This is a genomic window from Shigella sp. SIG3, assembly GCF_053555855.1.
Map to the genome: position 1 here is coordinate 1 of NZ_JBQZXE010000080.1, position 17109 is coordinate 17109.

The following is a 17109-nucleotide window of genomic DNA, read 5'->3' on the forward strand; positions in this document are numbered from 1 at the left end:
ATGTGTAGCCGCTCGCGATTAGGTGAACGCCCAAAAGGGCAGGGAATTACAGGTGCTGATCATTTCTGGTTTGGTCATACACCGTTGCGACATCGCGTGGATATTGGCAACCTGCATTATATTGATACCGGTGCTGTCTTTGGGGGCGAACTGACTCTTGTGCAACTGCAATAATTAAAAATCACCATACTCCTGTGCTGGTCGCCAGAAACCATCTATAAAATCCTCAATCGGAAAACAACCGCCATGGCGGATCCGTTGATCGCTCATAGAATAAAGACACTGCTGTTCCGTGTTGTAGACATCCACAACAATATCTTCACAACCGCCATCCAGGTAGCAAACAAAAAGTACCAGCGCGAACATTTCATCCCCGAAGTGTGGTGCCGTACCGTTAAGTTTAGGAGAGATTTTACAACGGGGGAATAACCAGGACAAATAACCCGCCATGCCGACGGGTTCTTTTTGGATCAGGCAAGACGCATAATCCTGGCATCAGATTGTTGATCGTAACGGGTACGGTAAAGGACAGAGTGTTCGCCATTTAGCAGGGCAGGGATACTGGTTTCAGCATCCCAGGCATCCAGTTGCATACATAAATCGGGGTCAGATTTACAAGGAATGGTTAACGTTCGATCACCCGGCGATTCACCGTGTAATTCGCCGTCGTCGATTTCAAAAGCGCCTATGCGCACACTGGTTTTCATCTTCGTGCTCTCCATTTAGCTGCTGATTGTGGTACGACCAGTCCGATCGCACAATTTTTCAGCCTAGTTGAGGCCGCCGAATGTGCCAGTCAAAAAGTGCGCTTTTTTTGTGCGCTGTCATGCGTTACTGGTAAAAAGTTTCCCGTCCCGCACCAGTTCACGCGGGTAGCTGTTTTTCAGTCGCGAACCAATCCGTTTGGCTAAACCAATCGGCTGATGCTGGAAAGTAACCAACACGTCATCCGCCACTGGCGCGGCTTGCGGGTAAACATCGCGCCCGCGATACCACTCCTCCGCTTCCTGCGGTGTCAGTTCAAAAGCGTTTACATTGTCGGGGGAGGCATGGGCAATAACCGCTTCATGCTGCCAGCGATAACCTTTGTTATGCGTTTCGGCAAGTTTAATCCCTAAGCGAGAAAATCGGACTTTACCGATCAGGGCTTCAATGCCTACCGGGAACAACCACAGTTCTTTGTCGCGTTGCCAGAGTCGCAGGTTTCCATCCCAGTTTAAGCCAACACTTGCAGCCGCCTGACGAATTTGTCCGGCTTCGCGATCTTTCACCGGGCTGAACGGGAAATTGCCCACTTTGTATTTTGGGGCGGGTAAGGCGGGGATCGCCTGAGTTTTACGCAGACGAGCAACGAAGAAGCCTTCGCAGTCGTAAATTTGTGGGAAAACATGCAAAAAACCTTCTTCGGTCAGCGCCTTGTTTGCACCAGGGAAGAGATCGCCAAGTGGTAAAAACTCTACTTCGTCGGGGTAAGTCTCTTTCAGCCACCGGCAAACGGCTTCGTTTTCTTCCCGGTTTAAGGTACAGGTCGAGTAAACCAGCGTACCGCCAGGACGTAATGCATGAAAGGCGCTGTCAATCAGTTCCCGTTGGGTAGCTGCGATTTCCTGATTGCTTTCGGGTGACCAGTTTTTTAGCGCATCGGGATCTTTACGCACCACGCCTTCGCCGGAGCAGGGAGCGTCCAGCAAAATGGCATCAAACATTTCTGGCACTGACGCACCAAACACGCGGCCACCAAAATGTGTGAGCGCAACATTACTGATGCCACAGCGGCTGATATTGGCATGTAACACTTTTACCCGACTGGCGGAAAACTCATTGGCAAGGATTGCCCCTTCGTTATTCATCCGCGCGGCAATTTGCGTCGTTTTTGAGCCTGGCGCAGCAGCGACATCCATCACCCGCTGTGGTGCATTACCGTCAGCAAACAAGGCGGCGACGGGCAACATTGAACTGGCTTCCTGAATATAAAACAGGCCACTTAAATGCTCGGTGGTACTACCCAATGGCAATGCATCTTCATTGTCGCGTTCAATCCAGAAACCTTCTTCACACCACGGAATTGGCGTAAGCGTCCAGCCATAAGGAGCGGTTAATTGCAGGAAATCAGCAACGGAGATTTTCAGCGTATTAACGCGAATGCTGCGGCGCAACGGGCGCTGACAGGCGGCAAGAAAATCATCAAATGAGAGCGTCGAAGGCATAGCTTCGCGCATTTGTGTCAGAAACGCGTCCGGGAAATAAACGGCGTGTTGGGCCACGAGCATGTACCACTGGCAAAAAAACAGGCGCGCAGTTTAGCATAAACGCTCCGGCGCAGGCACGCCGGAGCAGTGGGCATTATTTGGGAAGCGCAGTTCCCCATTCACGCCACTCTTTCGGTTCACTTTCCTGCAACAGGAAGTGTTTGCCTTCCTGGGCTTTCGGTGCAAGTGGCGTACCCGGAGGCGTGGCGAAGGCGATGCCGCCACGGATAAATTGGTTAAAGGTGCCGGTTTTCACTACGCCGCCCGTCAGACCAAAGTCCAGACTGTAACCCGATGCCAACCAGAAGACGGAATTGTTACGCACCAGGTGTTGATAGCGTTTACTGATGCGCATCGCAATCATCACGCGATCTGACAATGTCCCCAGCGTCATTCCGGTAACCGTACCTACTTCCAGACCACGGAACAGCACAGGCGTACCGATGCCTAACGAACCGGCTTCCGGCGCTTCAACAATAATGCTTAAACCATCTAGGTAACGCGAATCAGTAATGGTGGCCTCTTCTAATTCAAAGTCGCGACGAGGATTGCCACGGCCTGGTTCGACGTTGATATACGGCTGGAGGATAGTATCTAGATGCTCAACGCCAGCTGCCGAGATTTGCGGTGTGACCACTGAGAAGCGCGTACCACCGCGAGCAAAGGTCTGGACATATTCCGGATAGAGCACCGCCTTTGCCTGTACTTCATTGCGTGCGGTAATCAGATCCAGCGTCTGGATTTGCCCGATATCAATACCGAGATAGCGAATTGGCATCCCGACCGCCAGTTTTCCGGCATCGAAAGCGTGAAGCGTAATCTGCCTGCCAACCGCACGGGCCGCTGTTTCGGAAGCATACAGAATTCGCTTGTCGCCTTTACGCTGACTGGCGCTGGCACCACTGAGGTTATCGAAGCTAATGGCCCCCTTTAATGCTCTGGAGAGCGGGGATGCCTGTACGGTCAGGCCACTACCATTCAGCTGAACTTTCGCCCCGCCTTCTGCCCAGAACACGCTGTTGCTGGTCAAAAGGTTGCGATATTCCGGTTTAATGTGCAGATCGATATCGAACGCGTTAGCTCGCGGACGCACGGTAATAACTTCACCAACTTCAAATTTACGGTACAGCACTACCGATCCTGCCTGCACATCCGGCAGCGTCTCTGCACTCAAACTCACGGTTGTGGTGGGTAAATCGCTAAGGCTGTTCTCCAGCGCTTTTTCCAGATTGGCATACAGTGGATAGCTGGCTTTCATCTCGCCTTTATCGCCCGGCAGAATACGTATCCCGCCGTTAATCCATTCTGAGGCGCTGGCACCGAGAAACTCAACGCCATCCAGCCCCACCTTCACGTCGACACGGCTGTTGACGACAAATTTGCTATCGCCTTTTACCAGTTCTCGATGCTGAGGCTCGATGGCGACGGTAAAGGTGACGCCTTTGCTGGTGAGTTTACGATCGATAACCTGGCCTACCTGCACGCCGTGAAGAATGAGCGGCTGACCCGCATCAATACCGTAACTTTCCGGTGCTGTCAGGGTCAGTGTCAGAACGTCCGGCTCTTGCAGCAGGGCTTTTTCGCCCGGCACAACAACGAACTCTTTGCGTGGCTCGCCATCGCCGGGCACCAACTCAAAGGTTTTTCCGGTCAGCAGGGCGCTGAGATTAGCATCGCTAAGGGATAATTTCGGGTTGCGTAATTCTATGCGGGTATTTTCACGAAGCAGGGTAACGACGCTGGGATCAACGGTCATTTCCCCAGTGACTTTACCACCAGGATTTAAATCCAGTTTAGTCAGCTGTCCGACTTCCAGCCCCTGATACATTAACGGCGTCGAGTCGGCGGTTAATCCTGCTCCACTCGGCAGTTCCAGTTTCACCTTCGCGCCACTGATACTGACGTTGGCATCAACGCCGGAAACGTTCCAGAAACGGCTACCTTTTTTCACCAGATCGGTAAAACGCCGCTCGATCAGGACATCAATCACCACGCCTTGCTTGTTGGGATTGATGGCATAGTCGTAGACTTTTCCCACCGGGATCTTGCGGAAATAGACCAATGAACCGCTGTTCAGCGAACCGAGATCGGGGGCTTGCAGGTGGATCATCAGATCGCCATTGTCCAGCCGATATTTCGGTTGGGTATCGAGCGCGACAAAGTGATCCTGCTCTTTACCTTTACCCGGCATCATGCCGATATAGTTCCCACCGACGAGGGCGTCCAGCCCGGAGACACCTGCCAACGATGCTTTTGGCGTCATCAGCCAGAACTGAGTCTCTTCGCGCAGCGCATCTTTCATATCGGACTTGATGCTGACCTTGACTTCAATCTTACGAAGATCGTCGCTGAGGCTGATATCCTGCACTGTTCCGACTTCAACGCCCTGATAACGAACAGGCGTACGGCCCGGAACAATACCATCCGCCGACATAAAGTCGATGGTGATGGTATTACCCCGGTCCTGATAACTGTCCCAAATCAGCCAACCGGCAATCATTAGCGCGATGAAAGGCAGCAGCCAGAAAGGTGAGATACGGCGTTTATTTTTAATCTGCGCTTCAGTCGTCGAAGCGGGCGTTTCCTGACTCATGTGCATCCCAAAGTAAGCGGCTGTCCAGCCATTCCACAGCAAGAATAGTCAAAATTACGGCAGCGCCAAAATAAAACGCAGCCGGTCCCATAGTAAAAGCGAGGATCTGATCGCGATTAATCAGCGACATGGTTAAAGATATGACAAACAGGTCGAGCATCGACCAGCGTCCAATCCAGGTCACCATCCGCAGTAACAGAATGCGTGTGCGTAAACCTTGCTGGCATTTAAAATGAATGCTCAACAGTAAAGTGAACATGACGATCACTTTAGTAAACGGTACCAGAATACTGGCGATAAACACGATTCCCGCAACCGCAATGTTGCTACTTGCCAGCGACATAATTCCGGAAAGAATCGTATCTTCCTGCCGGCCACCATTCAGATAAATGATAGAAATAGGCAATAGGTTGGCTGGTAACAACAAAACGATTGACGCTAACAGCGCCGCCCAGCATTTTTGCAAACTATGACGACGACGCAGGCGTAGCGGGATATGGCAACGCGGGCAGAGACCACGCTGATCAGGATAGCCGGTAAAATGGCACCCAAGACAGACACGAAGTTTCTCGTCCCTACGCGTAGCGGGGCGCTGCGGATAATATCGCTCCCACAGCTCCTCAACATTAAGATGTGACAACGTCACCGTCGTTAAAATCACCAACGCCACAAAAGAGAACAAGCCGACACCCGCCTGGATATGGGCATAATCCTGTACCTTATATAGAAGCAACGCCAATGCCGACCAGGTAGATATCCAGCATTACCCACTCTTTAAGTCGCTCAAGCATCAGCAGTACCGGACGTAAATTCATTCCCAGTCGGTTACCAAACCATAAATATGCTATGGAGGACACCAGAATGAGGGGGGCACCAATAACGCAGAAAAAGACCATTGATCCCGTTATCGCATCGCCCTGTTTGGTCATTTGCCAGATGCCTTGCATGACGTTGGCGTCAATACGAATGCCTAACAGCCAGATATGCAACAGCGGTTCGCCCCAGGCAAACGGCATAAGCAACAGCATGGTGAAGGCCATTGCCGCCAGGCGCGTTAGCGACCAGTCGCGCCCGTCGCGAATTTTTGCCTGACAGCGCGGACAATAGGCACTTTGATGAGAATTTATCTCGGGCAGGCTAAACAGCATGTCACATTGCGGGCAACGTTGGTAATCACCACGCGGCAGTTCCTCGCCGATTGCCCTCACTGTTATCTTTTTTGTCGGCGTAATTTGTGGTGTGTTAAGAGCCATGACGTGCCAAATGTAATAAGAATTAACATTAATCTTAACCCATGATGGGAATGATCTTGAGCATTAACGCATTTAATGCTTATTTTAATAGGCTGGCAGTTCCAGGTAAGACAACCAAGTGATTAAATAATGAACAAAACAGAATTTTACGCGGATTTAAATCGCGACTTTAACGCGCTGATGGCGGGAGAAACCAGTTTTCTGGCAACGCTTGCGAACACCAGTGCGTTGTTATACGAGCGTCTCACTGACGTTAACTGGGCAGGTTTTTATTTGCTTGAGGACGATACCCTGGTACTCGGACCATTTCAGGGCAAAATTGCCTGTGTCCGGATACCCGTCGGGCGCGGGGTGTGCGGCACAGCGGTTGCCCGCAATCAAGTGCAGCGTATCGAGGATGTTCACGCGTTTGACGGGCATATTGCCTGTGATGCGGCGAGTAATTCTGAAATTGTTCTGCCGCTGGTGGTGAAAAATCAGATTATTGGTGTTCTCGACATCGATAGTACCGTCTTCGCTCGCTTTACAGACGAGGACGAGCAAGGCTTACGTCAGCTTGTGGCACAGCTTGAAAAAGTGCTTGCAACGACGGATTACAAAAAATTCTTTGCGAGCGTCGCAGGATAATCAACGGATAACGTAGCATTTACTGGTAGCGTCATTATAATGACGCCTGTTCATGCCTGCGCTTGTTGGCTACGTCCGTTGTAATCAGGAAATTTCATGGAAAATCAACCTAAGTTGAATAGCAGTAAAGAAGTAATCGCGTTTCTCGCCGAACGTTTTCCCCACTGTTTCAGTGCGGAAGGTGAAGCGCGTCCGCTGAAAATTGGTATTTTTCAGGATTTGGTCGATCGTGTTGCCGGGGAAATGAACCTGAGCAAAACGCAATTACGATCCGCTTTACGTCTCTACACTTCGAGCTGGCGTTATCTTTACGGTGTTAAACCCGGCGCAACGCGTGTCGATCTTGACGGCAACCCATGCGGTGAGCTGGACGAGCAACATGTAGAGCATGCTCGCAAGCAGCTTGAAGAAGCGAAAGCGCGTGTTCAGGCACAGCGTGCTGAACAGCAAGCGAAAAAACGCGAAGCTGCCGCAGCTGCTGGTGAGAAAGAAGACGCACCGCGCCGCGAACGCAAGCCACGTCCGACCACGCCACGCCGCAAAGAAGGCGCTGAACGTAAACCTCGTGCGCAAAAGCCGGTAGAGAAAGCGCCAAAAACAGTAAAAGCACCTCGCGAAGAACAGCACACCCCGGTTTCTGACATTTCAGCTCTGACTGTCGGACAAGCCCTGAAGGTGAAAGCGGGTCAAAACGCGATGGATGCCACCGTATTAGAAATCACCAAAGACGGCGTCCGCGTCCAGCTGAATTCGGGTATGTCTTTGATTGTGCGCGCAGAACACCTGGTGTTCTGAAACGGAGGCCGGGCCAGGCATGAACATGTTTTTTAGGCTTACCGCGTTAGCTGGCCTGCTTGCAATAGCAGGCCAGACCTTCGCTGTAGAAGATATCACGCGTGCTGATCAAATTCCGGTATTAAAGGAAGAGACGCAGCATGCGACGGTAAGTGAGCGCGTAACGTCGCGCTTCACCCGTTCTCATTATCGCCAGTTCGACCTCGATCAGGCATTTTCGGCCAAAATCTTTGACCGCTACCTGAATCTGCTCGATTACAGCCACAATGTGCTGCTGGCAAGCGATGTTGAACAGTTCGCGAAAAAGAAAACCGAGTTAGGCGATGAACTGCGTTCAGGCAAACTCGACGTTTTCTACGATCTCTACAATCTGGCGCAAAAGCGCCGTTTTGAACGTTACCAGTACGCTTTGTCGGTACTGGAAAAGCCGATGGATTTCACCGGCAACGACACTTATAACCTTGACCGCAGCAAAGCGCCCTGGCCGAAAAACGAGGCTGAGTTGAACGCGCAGTGGGACAGTAAAGTCAAATTCGACGAGTTAAGCCTGAAGCTGACAGGAAAAACGGATAAAGAAATTCGTGAAACCCTGACACGCCGCTACAAATTTGCCATTCGTCGTCTGGCGCAAACCAACAGCGAAGATGTTTTCTCGCTGGCAATGATGGCGTTTGCGCGTGAAATCGATCCGCATACCAACTATCTTTCCCCGCGTAATACCGAACAGTTCAACACTGAAATGAGTTTGTCACTGGAAGGTATTGGCGCAGTGCTGCAAATGGATGATGACTACACCGTTATCAATTCGATGGTGGCAGGTGGTCCGGCAGCGAAGAGTAAAGCTATCAGCGTTGGTGACAAAATTGTCGGTGTTGGTCAAACAGGCAAGCCGATGGTTGACGTGATTGGCTGGCGTCTTGATGATGTGGTTGCCTTAATTAAAGGGCCGAAGGGCAGTAAAGTTCGTCTGGAAATTTTACCTGCTGGTAAAGGGACCAAGACCCGTACTGTAACGTTGACCCGTGAACGTATTCGTCTCGAAGACCGCGCGGTTAAAATGTCGGTGAAGACCGTCGGTAAAGAGAAAGTCGGCGTGCTGGATATTCCGGGCTTCTATGTGGGTTTGACAGACGATGTCAAAGTTCAACTGCAGAAACTGGAAAAACAGAATGTCAGCAGTGTGATCATCGACCTGCGTAGCAATGGCGGTGGGGCGTTGACCGAAGCGGTATCGCTCTCAGGTCTGTTTATTCCTGCGGGTCCCATTGTTCAGGTCCGCGATAACAACGGCAAGGTTCGTGAAGACAGCGATACCGACGGGCAGGTGTTCTATAAAGGCCCACTGGTGGTACTGGTTGACCGTTTCAGTGCTTCGGCTTCAGAAATCTTTGCCGCGGCAATGCAGGATTACGGTCGTGCGCTGGTTGTGGGTGAACCGACGTTTGGTAAAGGCACCGTTCAGCAATACCGTTCATTGAACCGTATTTACGATCAGATGTTACGTCCTGAATGGCCAGCGCTGGGTTCTGTGCAGTACACGATCCAGAAATTCTATCGCGTTAACGGCGGCAGTACGCAACGTAAAGGCGTAACACCAGACATCATCATGCCGACGGGTAATGAAGAAACGGAAACGGGTGAGAAATTCGAAGATAACGCGCTGCCGTGGGATAGCATCGATGCCGCGACTTATGTGAAATCAGGAGATTTAACTGCCTTTGAACCGGAGCTGCTGAAGGAACATAATGCGCGTATCGCGAAAGATCCTGAGTTCCAGAACATCATGAAGGATATCGCGCGCTTCAACGCTATGAAGGACAAGCGCAATATCGTTTCTCTGAACTACGCTGTGCGTGAGAAAGAGAATAATGAAGATGATGCGACGCGTCTGGCGCGTTTGAACGAACGCTTTAAACGCGAAGGTAAACCGGAGTTGAAGAAGCTGGATGATCTACCGAAAGATTACCAGGAGCCGGATCCTTATCTGGATGAGACGGTGAATATCGCACTCGATCTGGCGAAGCTTGAAAAAGCCAGACCCGCGGAACAACCCGCTCCCGTCAAGTAATATCAATCAGGCACAAGAAATTGTGCCTGATTTTTTAACAGCGGCAAGATGCCGTAAATCAGATGCTACAAAATGTAAAGTTGTGTCTTTCTGGTGACTTACGCACTATCCAGACTTGAAAATAGTCGCGTAACCCATACGATGTGGGTATCGCATATTGCGTTTTGTTAAACTGAGGTAAAAAGAAAATTATGATGCGAATCGCGCTCTTCCTGCTAACGAACCTGGCCGTAATGGTCGTTTTCGGGCTGGTACTGAGCCTGACAGGGATACAGTCGAGCAGCGTTCAGGGGCTGATGATCATGGCCTTGCTGTTCGGTTTTGGTGGTTCCTTCGTTTCGCTTCTGATGTCCAAATGGATGGCATTACGATCTGTTGGCGGGGAAGTGATCGAGCAACCGCGTAACGAAAGGGAACGTTGGCTGGTCAATACTGTAGCAACCCAGGCTCGTCAGGCGGGGATCGCTATGCCGCAAGTGGCTATCTACCATGCGCCGGACATCAACGCTTTTGCAACCGGTGCGCGCCGTGATGCCTCTCTGGTTGCTGTCAGCACCGGTTTGCTGCAGAACATGAGCCCGGATGAAGCCGAGGCGGTAATTGCTCACGAAATCAGCCACATCGCCAATGGTGATATGGTCACCATGACGCTGATTCAGGGCGTGGTGAACACCTTCGTTATCTTTATTTCCCGTATTCTGGCGCAGCTTGCCGCGGGTTTTATGGGCGGAAATCGTGATGAAGGTGAAGAGAGCAACGGCAACCCGCTGATCTACTTTGCGGTTGCAACGGTTCTGGAACTGGTGTTTGGTATTCTGGCGAGCATTATCACCATGTGGTTCTCGCGTCATCGTGAATTCCATGCTGATGCCGGTTCGGCAAAACTGGTTGGTCGCGAGAAAATGATTGCCGCGCTGCAGCGCCTGAAAACCAGCTATGAACCGCAAGAAGCAACCAGCATGATGGCTTTCTGCATTAACGGTAAGTCGAAATCGCTCAGTGAGTTGTTCATGACTCACCCGCCGCTGGATAAACGTATTGAAGCTCTGCGTACGGGTGAATACCTGAAGTAATATGAAGTAAATACTAAAAAGCGCGTCCTGATCGACGCGCTTTTTTTATGCCCTGGCTCGTGGCTGAGTGATACGTAAACCACTGACACAGGCAGCAATCACTGCCAGAATAGCCGCAGCCATCAGCGAGACGTGCGTACCATTATCACCAAACTGATTTAGCATCAGCGCCACCAGCGCCGCGCCACTACTCTGACCCAGTAGACGAGCCGTTCCTAACATGCCACTGGCCCCACCGCTACGTTCGCGCGGAGCGGAGGTAATAATGGTGTGGTTATTGGGTGACTGGAATAAGCCAAATCCAGCGCCACATAAGATCATCGGCCAGATAATATTGATATCCGCAGGTGACGCGGGCAGCAGAACCAGGGAAAAAAGCCCCGCAGCCATGATGAACAACCCTAAAGCACCCAGCAATCCTGCATGTACGCGTTCAATCAAATAGCCTGCCAGCGGAGCCATCACCATCGTTGCTAACGGCCACGGTGTCAGAAGTAAACCTGTTTCGACTTCACTACGCCCGAGCACGGTTTGCAGGTAAAAGGGCAGGGAAACCATTGCCAGCATTTGTGCGCAGAAAGAGCAAACAGATGTGCAAATAGAAAGTGAAAACAGCGGGATACGCAGTAAATCCACCGGTAGCAGCGGTACGGGAAGAGAAAGCTGGCGGCGAATAAAGAAAATACCAACAACAACCATTACCACCAGTTCCGCAGCAATTAACGTCAGCGATTGCCCCTGAGCGAAACCACTCAACGCAGTGATAAGCAGGCCGAAGGTTAACGCGTTCATCACGGCGCTGGGCAGGTCGAAACGGGGTTTACTGGCGCGAGAACCATTGGGTGGCAGAAAACGCATCGCCAGAAGCAGGGCGATAATACCTAACGGTACGTTGATTAAAAATAACCATTTCCAGGATGCGATGGAGAGGATTGCTGCAGCAATTGTCGGCCCGGCAGCAGAAGAGACGGCAACAATAAACGAGTTTATGCCCATCCCTCTCCCCAGAAAACGTTGTGGATAGATCAGGCGGATAAGTGCGGTATTAACGCTCATCAACGCTGCACCGCCGAAACCTTGTATGACACGCGCAAGGGTGAGCATTTGCAGCGAATCAGAAAGGGCGCAGAACAGTGAAGACAACAGAAAAACGACCAGACCGCATTTATAAATACGTCGATAGCCAAACATATCGCCCAGAAACGAAAACGAGAGCAGGGAGATGACAATGGCGATTTGATAGGCGTTCACTACCCAGATGGAACTGGCTGGTGTGGCATGAAGGTCCGTGGCGATTGTTGGCAGGGCGACGTTGGCGATTGCGCCGTCAAGGACAGCCATCGAAATACCAATCACAATGGTTAATATCGCACCGTATCGCTGGGGCAATGGCAGGCCGTCGGCCTGAACTTTTGGCATAGGAATTTTATATCTTTGGTGAATAATCAACAGGGGTATGATTCTAGCACTGATATTCACGGTGGATGTCGCAGAATTGTAACTAACCGGCAAAAGATGGATTGCGACCACCCTGGTGCGAAATTATAATAAAAAACAGTTCTGATTTTTATAAAACACTCGCAATGAGGTGATAAATGGCTAACGCAGATCTGGATAAACAGCCTGATTCTGTATCTTCCGTGCTAAAAGTTTTTGGCATTTTGCAGGCGCTGGGTGAAGAGCGCGAAATAGGGATAACCGAGCTGTCGCAGCGCGTCATGATGTCAAAAAGCACCGTTTATCGCTTTTTACAGACCATGAAAACCTTAGGTTATGTGGCGCAGGAAGGGGAGTCGGAGAAATATTCCCTGACCCTGAAATTGTTTGAACTGGGCGCTCGCGCGTTACAAAACGTCGATTTAATTCGTAGCGCAGATATCCAGATGCGTGAGATCTCCCGCCTGACCAAAGAAACTATCCACCTCGGCGCACTGGACGAAGACAGTATTGTTTACATTCACAAAATTGACTCTATGTACAATTTGCGCATGTATTCACGGATTGGGCGTCGTAATCCGCTGTACAGCACCGCGATTGGTAAGGTACTGCTGGCATGGCGCGATCGCGATGAAGTGAAGCAAATTCTTGAGGGCGTGGAGTATAAACGCAGTACCGAGCGGACCATCACCAGTACAGAAGCGTTATTACCCGTTCTGGACCAGGTGCGCGAGCAGGGGTATGGCGAAGATAACGAAGAGCAGGAAGAAGGGCTGCGATGCATTGCGGTACCGGTATTTGATCGCTTTGGCGTGGTCATTGCCGGTTTGAGCATCTCCTTCCCGACGTTGCGTTTCTCTGAAGAGCGTTTACAGGAATATGTCGCAATGTTGCATACCGCAGCGCGCAAAATTTCTGCCCAAATGGGTTATCACGACTATCCGTTCTGATGAGAGTAAGAACCTGTCGGAATATCAAACAGACAGGTTCTTTATTTAGCATGAGAAAAATAAAGTTGAAGGTGCGTTATATTAAACGCGCTTGCTATAAGAATATTTTACTCATGAGTGAGAATCTGGTTATTTATTACCCTTAACCATTATCGACCACGATATTGCTTTTACGTAACAGTGGGCAATCTGTTATCCCCAAGAAACCACTTTTAGTGTGCAAGTATTGTACCGTGCTGGTGCCTCTGGCCGTCAGATAGGTACATTGCAAACCTAATCCTGCGGCATTCTCTTTGCTTCCAATCAAAACGCCATATCCGCTGAGTAATAATCCTATCCATACCAGTGCTATCAGCATAACTGTGCGAATGATGAATCGCATTACAATCTCTTCTCTTTTTATGTTCGCTTAATCGTAGCGGCAATATGCGCTGAAGCAAGCTACTCATTCCGAAAAAGCACGAATATCGACATAGTTAGGCGCTGTTTAACTAACGCATGCTAGTTTAATGACATAAGGTAGGTGAAGCGGAGATTGGAGTGAAAAAGTTTCGATGGGTCGTTCTGGTTGTCGTGGTGTTGGCTTGCTTGCTGCTTTGGGCGCAGGTATTCAACATGATGTGCGATCAGGATGTACAATTTTTCAGCGGAATTTGTGCCATTAACCAGTTTATCCCGTGGTGATATCATTTTTTCAGCACTAGATTTTCTTCCTCTCCAGCAGTGGTAGAATAGCGCCTCTACTCAGAGGTGGTGAAATGAACGAAGTTGTAAATTCAGGCGTGATGAACATTGCGTCTTTGGTTGTATCGGTGGTGGTTCTTCTTATCGGGCTCATCTTGTGGTTTTTTATCAATCGTGCCAGTTCACGGACTAACGAACAGATTGAACTGCTTGAGGCGTTGCTGGATCAGCAAAAACGTCAAAATGCACTGTTACGTCGTTTGTGCGAAGCAAACGAACCAGAGAAAGCAGATAAAAAGACCATTGAGAGTCAAAAATCGGTTGATGACGAAGATATTATTCGCCTGGTCGCCGAACGATAATCCTTCCTCAATCTTGAGTAACCCCGTCGTTGAAGGGTTACTCAATTCATCCTGATTATACGCACTGTCATGGTGCAACTGCTTCAAATTAAAACTCTGGTCTGACTTCAAATAATTATCATATTATTTATTTGCGTAACGGGATATCAGAAAAAGATATTTTCCTCATTAATTTATTAGGATGTTTACATCAGATTTGTGATTAAGCGTGGTATTATTTATTAGCGAAACGTTTCTCTCTTGATTTTTTTGCTCACTCATCAATTTTTCTTATTTTAAATTTACAATCCCTTTGGGGATTGACTTCTCTTTAGGGTAATTGATAGCCGTTAACTGACTGTTTTATGAGAAAAAGTGATATAACTTTTTATTCATTGCATAGCAGAAAATGTGATATTGCACGCACTATGTAATAACTTCTCCCTCTGGCCTGGAACAACTGAACTTATTGAACTATGTTAGAAACTACGCCAGTTTAAGTATCTGCCTGAACTGGCAAGGTTAAGCACAATGATATATCGGCGCGTATTCCGTTGCATAAGTGTGCAAAAAAAGTGGAAGACGTATCGAGATTTGTGCGTCTGATCGAGACATGTTTAAAAATGGCTTGCCATAATTAACGTTGTATGTGATAAAAGATTTCGGGTTAAACGAGGTACAGTTCTGTTTATGTGTGGCATTTTCAGTAAAGAAGTCCTAGGTAAACACGTTGACGTTGAATACCGCTTCTCTGCCGAGCCTTATATTGGTGCCTCATGCAGTAATGTGTCAGTTTTATCTATGTTATGCCTGCGGGCGAAGAAAACAATCTAAGGAATTTTTCAAATGGCAAAGATTAAAGGTCAGGTTAAGTGGTTCAACGAGTCTAAAGGTTTTGGCTTCATTACTCCGGCTGATGGCAGCAAAGATGTGTTCGTACACTTCTCCGCTATCCAGGGTAATGGCTTCAAAACTCTGGCTGAAGGTCAGAACGTTGAGTTCGAAATTCAGGACGGCCAGAAAGGTCCGGCAGCTGTTAACGTAACAGCTATCTGATCGAATCCACTGATCTGAAGTGTGAATACGCTTCAATCTCGCTATAAAGCCTCGTCGAATGCGAGGCTTTTTACTATGCTTTATCTTCGCTCCTGGCGTTCGGATATTTGCCAGCCACGTGATTCGCGTTACACTTGCGGCCTTTAGTATCCTGCCGGAGTTGTCATGTCGTTTTCCTGTCCACTTTGCCATCAGCCTCTTTCGCGTGAAAAAAACAGCTATATCTGTCCCCAACGACATCAGTTTGATATGGCGAAAGAAGGGTATGTCAATCTGCTGCCCGTTCAGCATAAACGGTCTCGTGATCCGGGCGACAGCGCGGAAATGATGCAAGCACGCCGCGCATTCTTAGATGCCGGACATTATCAGCCGCTGCGTGATGCAATTGTCGCCCAACTGCGGGAACGGCTTGATGAAAAGGCCACGGCGGTGCTGGATATTGGCTGTGGTGAAGGGTATTACACACACGCATTTGCCGATGCGTTGCCCGAAATCACCACGTTTGGCCTGGATGTCTCGAAGGTAGCGATAAAAGCGGCGGCGAAACGCTATCCGCAGGTCACTCTTTGTGTCGCTTCCAGCCACCGTTTGCCGTTTTCCGATACCAGTATGGACGCCATAATACGTATTTACGCGCCGTGTAAAGCAGAAGAATTAGCACGAGTAGTGAAGCCCGGCGGCTGGGTCATTACTGCCACGCCGGGACCGCGACATTTGATGGAGCTGAAGGGGCTGATTTACAATGAAGTACATCTTCATGCACCTCATGCAGAACAACTGGAAGGTTTTACATTACAGCAGAGTGCGGAGTTGTGTTATCCGATGCGTCTTCGCGGTGATGAAGCCGTCGCATTATTGCAGATGACGCCGTTTGCCTGGCGTGCGAAGCCAGAAGTCTGGCAAACACTGGCAGCAAAAGAAGTGTTCGACTGCCAGACGGACTTTAATATTCACCTCTGGCAGCGTTCTTATTAACCGTGGAAGTGCGTCCAGAGGATCTGGACGCCGATGCCGATCAGCACCAGCCCGCCGAGAATTTCCGCTTTTTTCCCAATAATTGAGCCGATAAAGCGACCAACCATCATCCCTAATGTCGACATAATCAAGGTTGCACAACCAATGGCCAATGCGGTCGCGATAATGTTGACCTGAAGGAAAGCAAGACCAACACCCACAGCCATGGCATCCAGGCTGGTGGCAATCGCGGTGGTTACCAGTAGCCAGAAACCGTGCCGACGGCGCGGCTCTTCATCTTCATCATCTGAGCCACGAAAACCCTCAATAATCATTCGCCCGCCGAGGAATATCAGCAGCACAAACGCAATCCAGTGATTCCATTCAAGGACAAACCGGCTGGCTAACATGCCCATTCCCCAGCCGATCAGCGGCGTCAGGGTTTCGACGGCACCAAAAATAAGGCCGGTTCGCAATGCTTCAGAAAATTTCGGTTTATGGAGGGGGGCACCTTTACCGATTGATGCAGCAAATGCATCCATCGACATACCAAACGCAAGAAGAACAGTAGCAGTGATATTCATGACAACGTCCTGACCGGGGTATCCATAAAACACATCATCGCCCCCAGCAAACATGCATACATGAACAACAAGCCGCGATGGGTTTTCGCGTTCATGCAGGCATAGCGATTGATGTGCATATGGTCTCGCCTGACTGAAAGTCTTCAGTCCGTACGTGCCACGTTTTGCAACGAGTATGTTGACACGTACATTTCCGGAATCTGGAAATCGGCTACTCCCCAAATGAGGGCGCAACCTTAACATATTTTGAGAATATAAAACAACTGTTGGAATATATTATTTCATTGCTTTATTGATAACGATTTTCATTTATGTTTATATATCAATGAAACGTTAAAATAAATAACAAATAAGGGAAGAGATAATATAGCCTAAGCTATGTCTGATTATTAAAAATACACTAAACATAGCTTTGGCTAAATTCATAAGTTATTGAGTTGATACG

Annotated in this window: 18 protein-coding genes and 2 pseudogenes; 11 read left to right on the forward strand and 9 right to left on the reverse strand. The window is 49.4% G+C overall.

Annotated elements, in window-relative coordinates:
* Positions 1-174, forward strand: a pseudogene (locus ACUU1I_RS14095) (serine/threonine-protein phosphatase); the annotation flags it as partial.
* Here the strand turns inward: ACUU1I_RS14095 and ACUU1I_RS14100 are convergent.
* From ACUU1I_RS14100 to yebS, 5 genes and pseudogenes are all read right to left on the reverse strand, one after another.
* Positions 175-366 (reverse strand): YdfD/YebW family protein, encoded by a 192-nt coding sequence (locus tag ACUU1I_RS14100; RefSeq protein WP_001296140.1) that lies wholly within the window; start codon positions 364-366, stop codon positions 175-177.
* Between the two features lie 104 nt (positions 367-470).
* Positions 471-707 carry a DUF1480 family protein gene (locus ACUU1I_RS14105; RefSeq protein WP_005068690.1) on the reverse strand — a complete coding sequence of 79 codons (237 nt, stop codon included), beginning with the start codon at positions 705-707 and terminating at the stop codon, positions 471-473.
* 117 nt (positions 708-824) lie between these two features.
* On the reverse strand, positions 825-2264 hold the full coding sequence (gene rsmF / locus ACUU1I_RS14110) for a 16S rRNA (cytosine(1407)-C(5))-methyltransferase RsmF (protein ID WP_005068692.1): 1440 nt from the start codon (positions 2262-2264) through the stop codon (positions 825-827).
* A 79-nt stretch (positions 2265-2343) separates the two neighbouring features.
* A complete protein-coding gene (gene yebT / locus ACUU1I_RS14115; protein WP_005068695.1) occupies positions 2344-4842 on the reverse strand; it encodes a lipid-binding membrane homeostasis protein YebT in 2499 nt (832 codons plus the stop codon).
* A pseudogene (yebS, locus tag ACUU1I_RS14120) lies at positions 4811-6095 on the reverse strand (membrane integrity lipid transport subunit YebS). Before yebS ends, yebT begins: the two are co-directional and overlap by 32 nt.
* Before the next feature lie 129 nt (positions 6096-6224).
* Here yebS and msrC point away from each other — a divergent pair.
* The 4 genes from msrC to htpX all read left to right on the forward strand — a co-directional run bounded on the left by msrC (position 6225) and on the right by htpX (position 10658).
* On the forward strand, positions 6225-6722 hold the full coding sequence (gene msrC / locus ACUU1I_RS14125; RefSeq protein ID WP_001043881.1) for an L-methionine (R)-S-oxide reductase: 498 nt from the start codon (positions 6225-6227) through the stop codon (positions 6720-6722).
* A gap of 96 nt (positions 6723-6818) precedes the next feature.
* Positions 6819-7517 carry an RNA chaperone ProQ gene (proQ, locus tag ACUU1I_RS14130; RefSeq protein ID WP_000431370.1) on the forward strand — a complete coding sequence of 233 codons (699 nt, stop codon included), beginning with the start codon at positions 6819-6821 and terminating at the stop codon, positions 7515-7517.
* 19 nt (positions 7518-7536) lie between these two features.
* Positions 7537-9585, forward strand: coding sequence for a carboxy terminal-processing peptidase (prc, locus tag ACUU1I_RS14135; RefSeq protein ID WP_001055798.1), 2049 nt, complete (start codon positions 7537-7539; stop codon positions 9583-9585).
* Between the two features lie 191 nt (positions 9586-9776).
* Positions 9777-10658 (forward strand): protease HtpX, encoded by an 882-nt coding sequence (htpX, locus tag ACUU1I_RS14140; protein WP_000984517.1) that lies wholly within the window; start codon positions 9777-9779, stop codon positions 10656-10658.
* A 45-nt stretch (positions 10659-10703) separates the two neighbouring features.
* Here the strand turns inward: htpX and ACUU1I_RS14145 are convergent, their stop codons facing one another.
* Positions 10704-12077 carry an MFS transporter gene (locus ACUU1I_RS14145; RefSeq protein ID WP_001317881.1) on the reverse strand — a complete coding sequence of 458 codons (1374 nt, stop codon included), beginning with the start codon at positions 12075-12077 and terminating at the stop codon, positions 10704-10706.
* 176 nt (positions 12078-12253) lie between these two features.
* Here ACUU1I_RS14145 and kdgR point away from each other — a divergent pair, with 176 nt between their 5' ends.
* Positions 12254-13045 carry a DNA-binding transcriptional regulator KdgR gene (kdgR, locus tag ACUU1I_RS14150; RefSeq protein ID WP_001262182.1) on the forward strand — a complete coding sequence of 264 codons (792 nt, stop codon included), beginning with the start codon at positions 12254-12256 and terminating at the stop codon, positions 13043-13045.
* A 142-nt stretch (positions 13046-13187) separates the two neighbouring features.
* Here kdgR and ACUU1I_RS14155 read toward each other — a convergent pair whose 3' ends face one another.
* Positions 13188-13427, reverse strand: a complete 240-nt coding sequence (locus ACUU1I_RS14155; RefSeq protein WP_001211011.1) for a YobH family protein — start codon at positions 13425-13427, stop codon at positions 13188-13190.
* A gap of 158 nt (positions 13428-13585) precedes the next feature.
* Here ACUU1I_RS14155 and mgrB point away from each other — a divergent pair, with 158 nt between their 5' ends.
* The 5 genes from mgrB (at position 13586) to rlmA (ending at position 16101) form a co-directional block, all read left to right on the forward strand.
* Positions 13586-13729: a PhoP/PhoQ regulator MgrB gene (gene mgrB, locus ACUU1I_RS14160; protein ID WP_000714550.1), complete on the forward strand. Its 144-nt coding sequence runs from the start codon at positions 13586-13588 to the stop codon at positions 13727-13729.
* A gap of 74 nt (positions 13730-13803) precedes the next feature.
* Positions 13804-14091 (forward strand): YebO family protein, encoded by a 288-nt coding sequence (locus ACUU1I_RS14165; protein ID WP_001006860.1) that lies wholly within the window; start codon positions 13804-13806, stop codon positions 14089-14091.
* Positions 14092-14760: 669 nt separating this feature from the next.
* A complete protein-coding gene (locus tag ACUU1I_RS14170) occupies positions 14761-14904 on the forward strand; it encodes a YobF family protein (protein WP_032157072.1) in 144 nt (47 codons plus the stop codon).
* A 12-nt stretch (positions 14905-14916) separates the two neighbouring features.
* Positions 14917-15126, forward strand: a complete 210-nt coding sequence (gene cspE / locus ACUU1I_RS14175) for a transcription antiterminator/RNA stability regulator CspE (protein WP_001062678.1) — start codon at positions 14917-14919, stop codon at positions 15124-15126.
* A gap of 165 nt (positions 15127-15291) precedes the next feature.
* The gene (rlmA, locus tag ACUU1I_RS14180) at positions 15292-16101 is read left to right on the forward strand and encodes a 23S rRNA (guanine(745)-N(1))-methyltransferase (RefSeq protein WP_000010128.1); all 810 of its coding nucleotides are present in this window, start codon (positions 15292-15294) and stop codon (positions 16099-16101) included.
* On the opposite strand, the gene mntP is transcribed toward rlmA, so the two are convergent.
* Together mntP and ACUU1I_RS14190 are read right to left on the reverse strand one after the other, a co-directional pair.
* A complete protein-coding gene (mntP, locus tag ACUU1I_RS14185; RefSeq protein WP_005068711.1) occupies positions 16098-16664 on the reverse strand; it encodes a manganese efflux pump MntP in 567 nt (188 codons plus the stop codon). The two genes, rlmA and mntP, sit on opposite strands and share 4 nt — an antisense overlap.
* Positions 16661-16783: a hypothetical protein gene (locus ACUU1I_RS14190; protein WP_000547919.1), complete on the reverse strand. Its 123-nt coding sequence runs from the start codon at positions 16781-16783 to the stop codon at positions 16661-16663. Before ACUU1I_RS14190 ends, mntP begins: the two co-directional genes overlap by 4 nt.
* Positions 16784-17109: the final 326 nt, after the last annotated feature.

What these genes read in the sequence shown, in the direction of transcription:
- ACUU1I_RS14100 (WP_001296140.1), bottom strand. Translation starts at nt 366, where the DNA reads ATGTTCGCGCTGGTACTTTTTGTTTGCTACCTGGATGGCGGTTGTGAA.
- ACUU1I_RS14105 (WP_005068690.1), bottom strand. Translation starts at nt 707, where the DNA reads ATGAAAACCAGTGTGCGCATAGGCGCTTTTGAAATCGACGACGGCGAA.
- yebT (WP_005068695.1), bottom strand. Translation starts at nt 4,842, where the DNA reads ATGAGTCAGGAAACGCCCGCTTCGACGACTGAAGCGCAGATTAAAAAT.
- msrC (WP_001043881.1), top strand. Translation starts at nt 6,225, where the DNA reads ATGAACAAAACAGAATTTTACGCGGATTTAAATCGCGACTTTAACGCG.
- proQ (WP_000431370.1), top strand. Translation starts at nt 6,819, where the DNA reads ATGGAAAATCAACCTAAGTTGAATAGCAGTAAAGAAGTAATCGCGTTT.
- prc (WP_001055798.1), top strand. Translation starts at nt 7,537, where the DNA reads ATGAACATGTTTTTTAGGCTTACCGCGTTAGCTGGCCTGCTTGCAATA.
- htpX (WP_000984517.1), top strand. Translation starts at nt 9,777, where the DNA reads ATGATGCGAATCGCGCTCTTCCTGCTAACGAACCTGGCCGTAATGGTC.
- ACUU1I_RS14145 (WP_001317881.1), bottom strand. Translation starts at nt 12,077, where the DNA reads ATGCCAAAAGTTCAGGCCGACGGCCTGCCATTGCCCCAGCGATACGGT.
- kdgR (WP_001262182.1), top strand. Translation starts at nt 12,254, where the DNA reads ATGGCTAACGCAGATCTGGATAAACAGCCTGATTCTGTATCTTCCGTG.
- ACUU1I_RS14155 (WP_001211011.1), bottom strand. Translation starts at nt 13,427, where the DNA reads ATGCGATTCATCATTCGCACAGTTATGCTGATAGCACTGGTATGGATA.
- ACUU1I_RS14165 (WP_001006860.1), top strand. Translation starts at nt 13,804, where the DNA reads ATGAACGAAGTTGTAAATTCAGGCGTGATGAACATTGCGTCTTTGGTT.
- ACUU1I_RS14170 (WP_032157072.1), top strand. Translation starts at nt 14,761, where the DNA reads ATGTGTGGCATTTTCAGTAAAGAAGTCCTAGGTAAACACGTTGACGTT.
- cspE (WP_001062678.1), top strand. Translation starts at nt 14,917, where the DNA reads ATGGCAAAGATTAAAGGTCAGGTTAAGTGGTTCAACGAGTCTAAAGGT.
- rlmA (WP_000010128.1), top strand. Translation starts at nt 15,292, where the DNA reads ATGTCGTTTTCCTGTCCACTTTGCCATCAGCCTCTTTCGCGTGAAAAA.
- mntP (WP_005068711.1), bottom strand. Translation starts at nt 16,664, where the DNA reads ATGAATATCACTGCTACTGTTCTTCTTGCGTTTGGTATGTCGATGGAT.
- ACUU1I_RS14190 (WP_000547919.1), bottom strand. Translation starts at nt 16,783, where the DNA reads ATGCACATCAATCGCTATGCCTGCATGAACGCGAAAACCCATCGCGGC.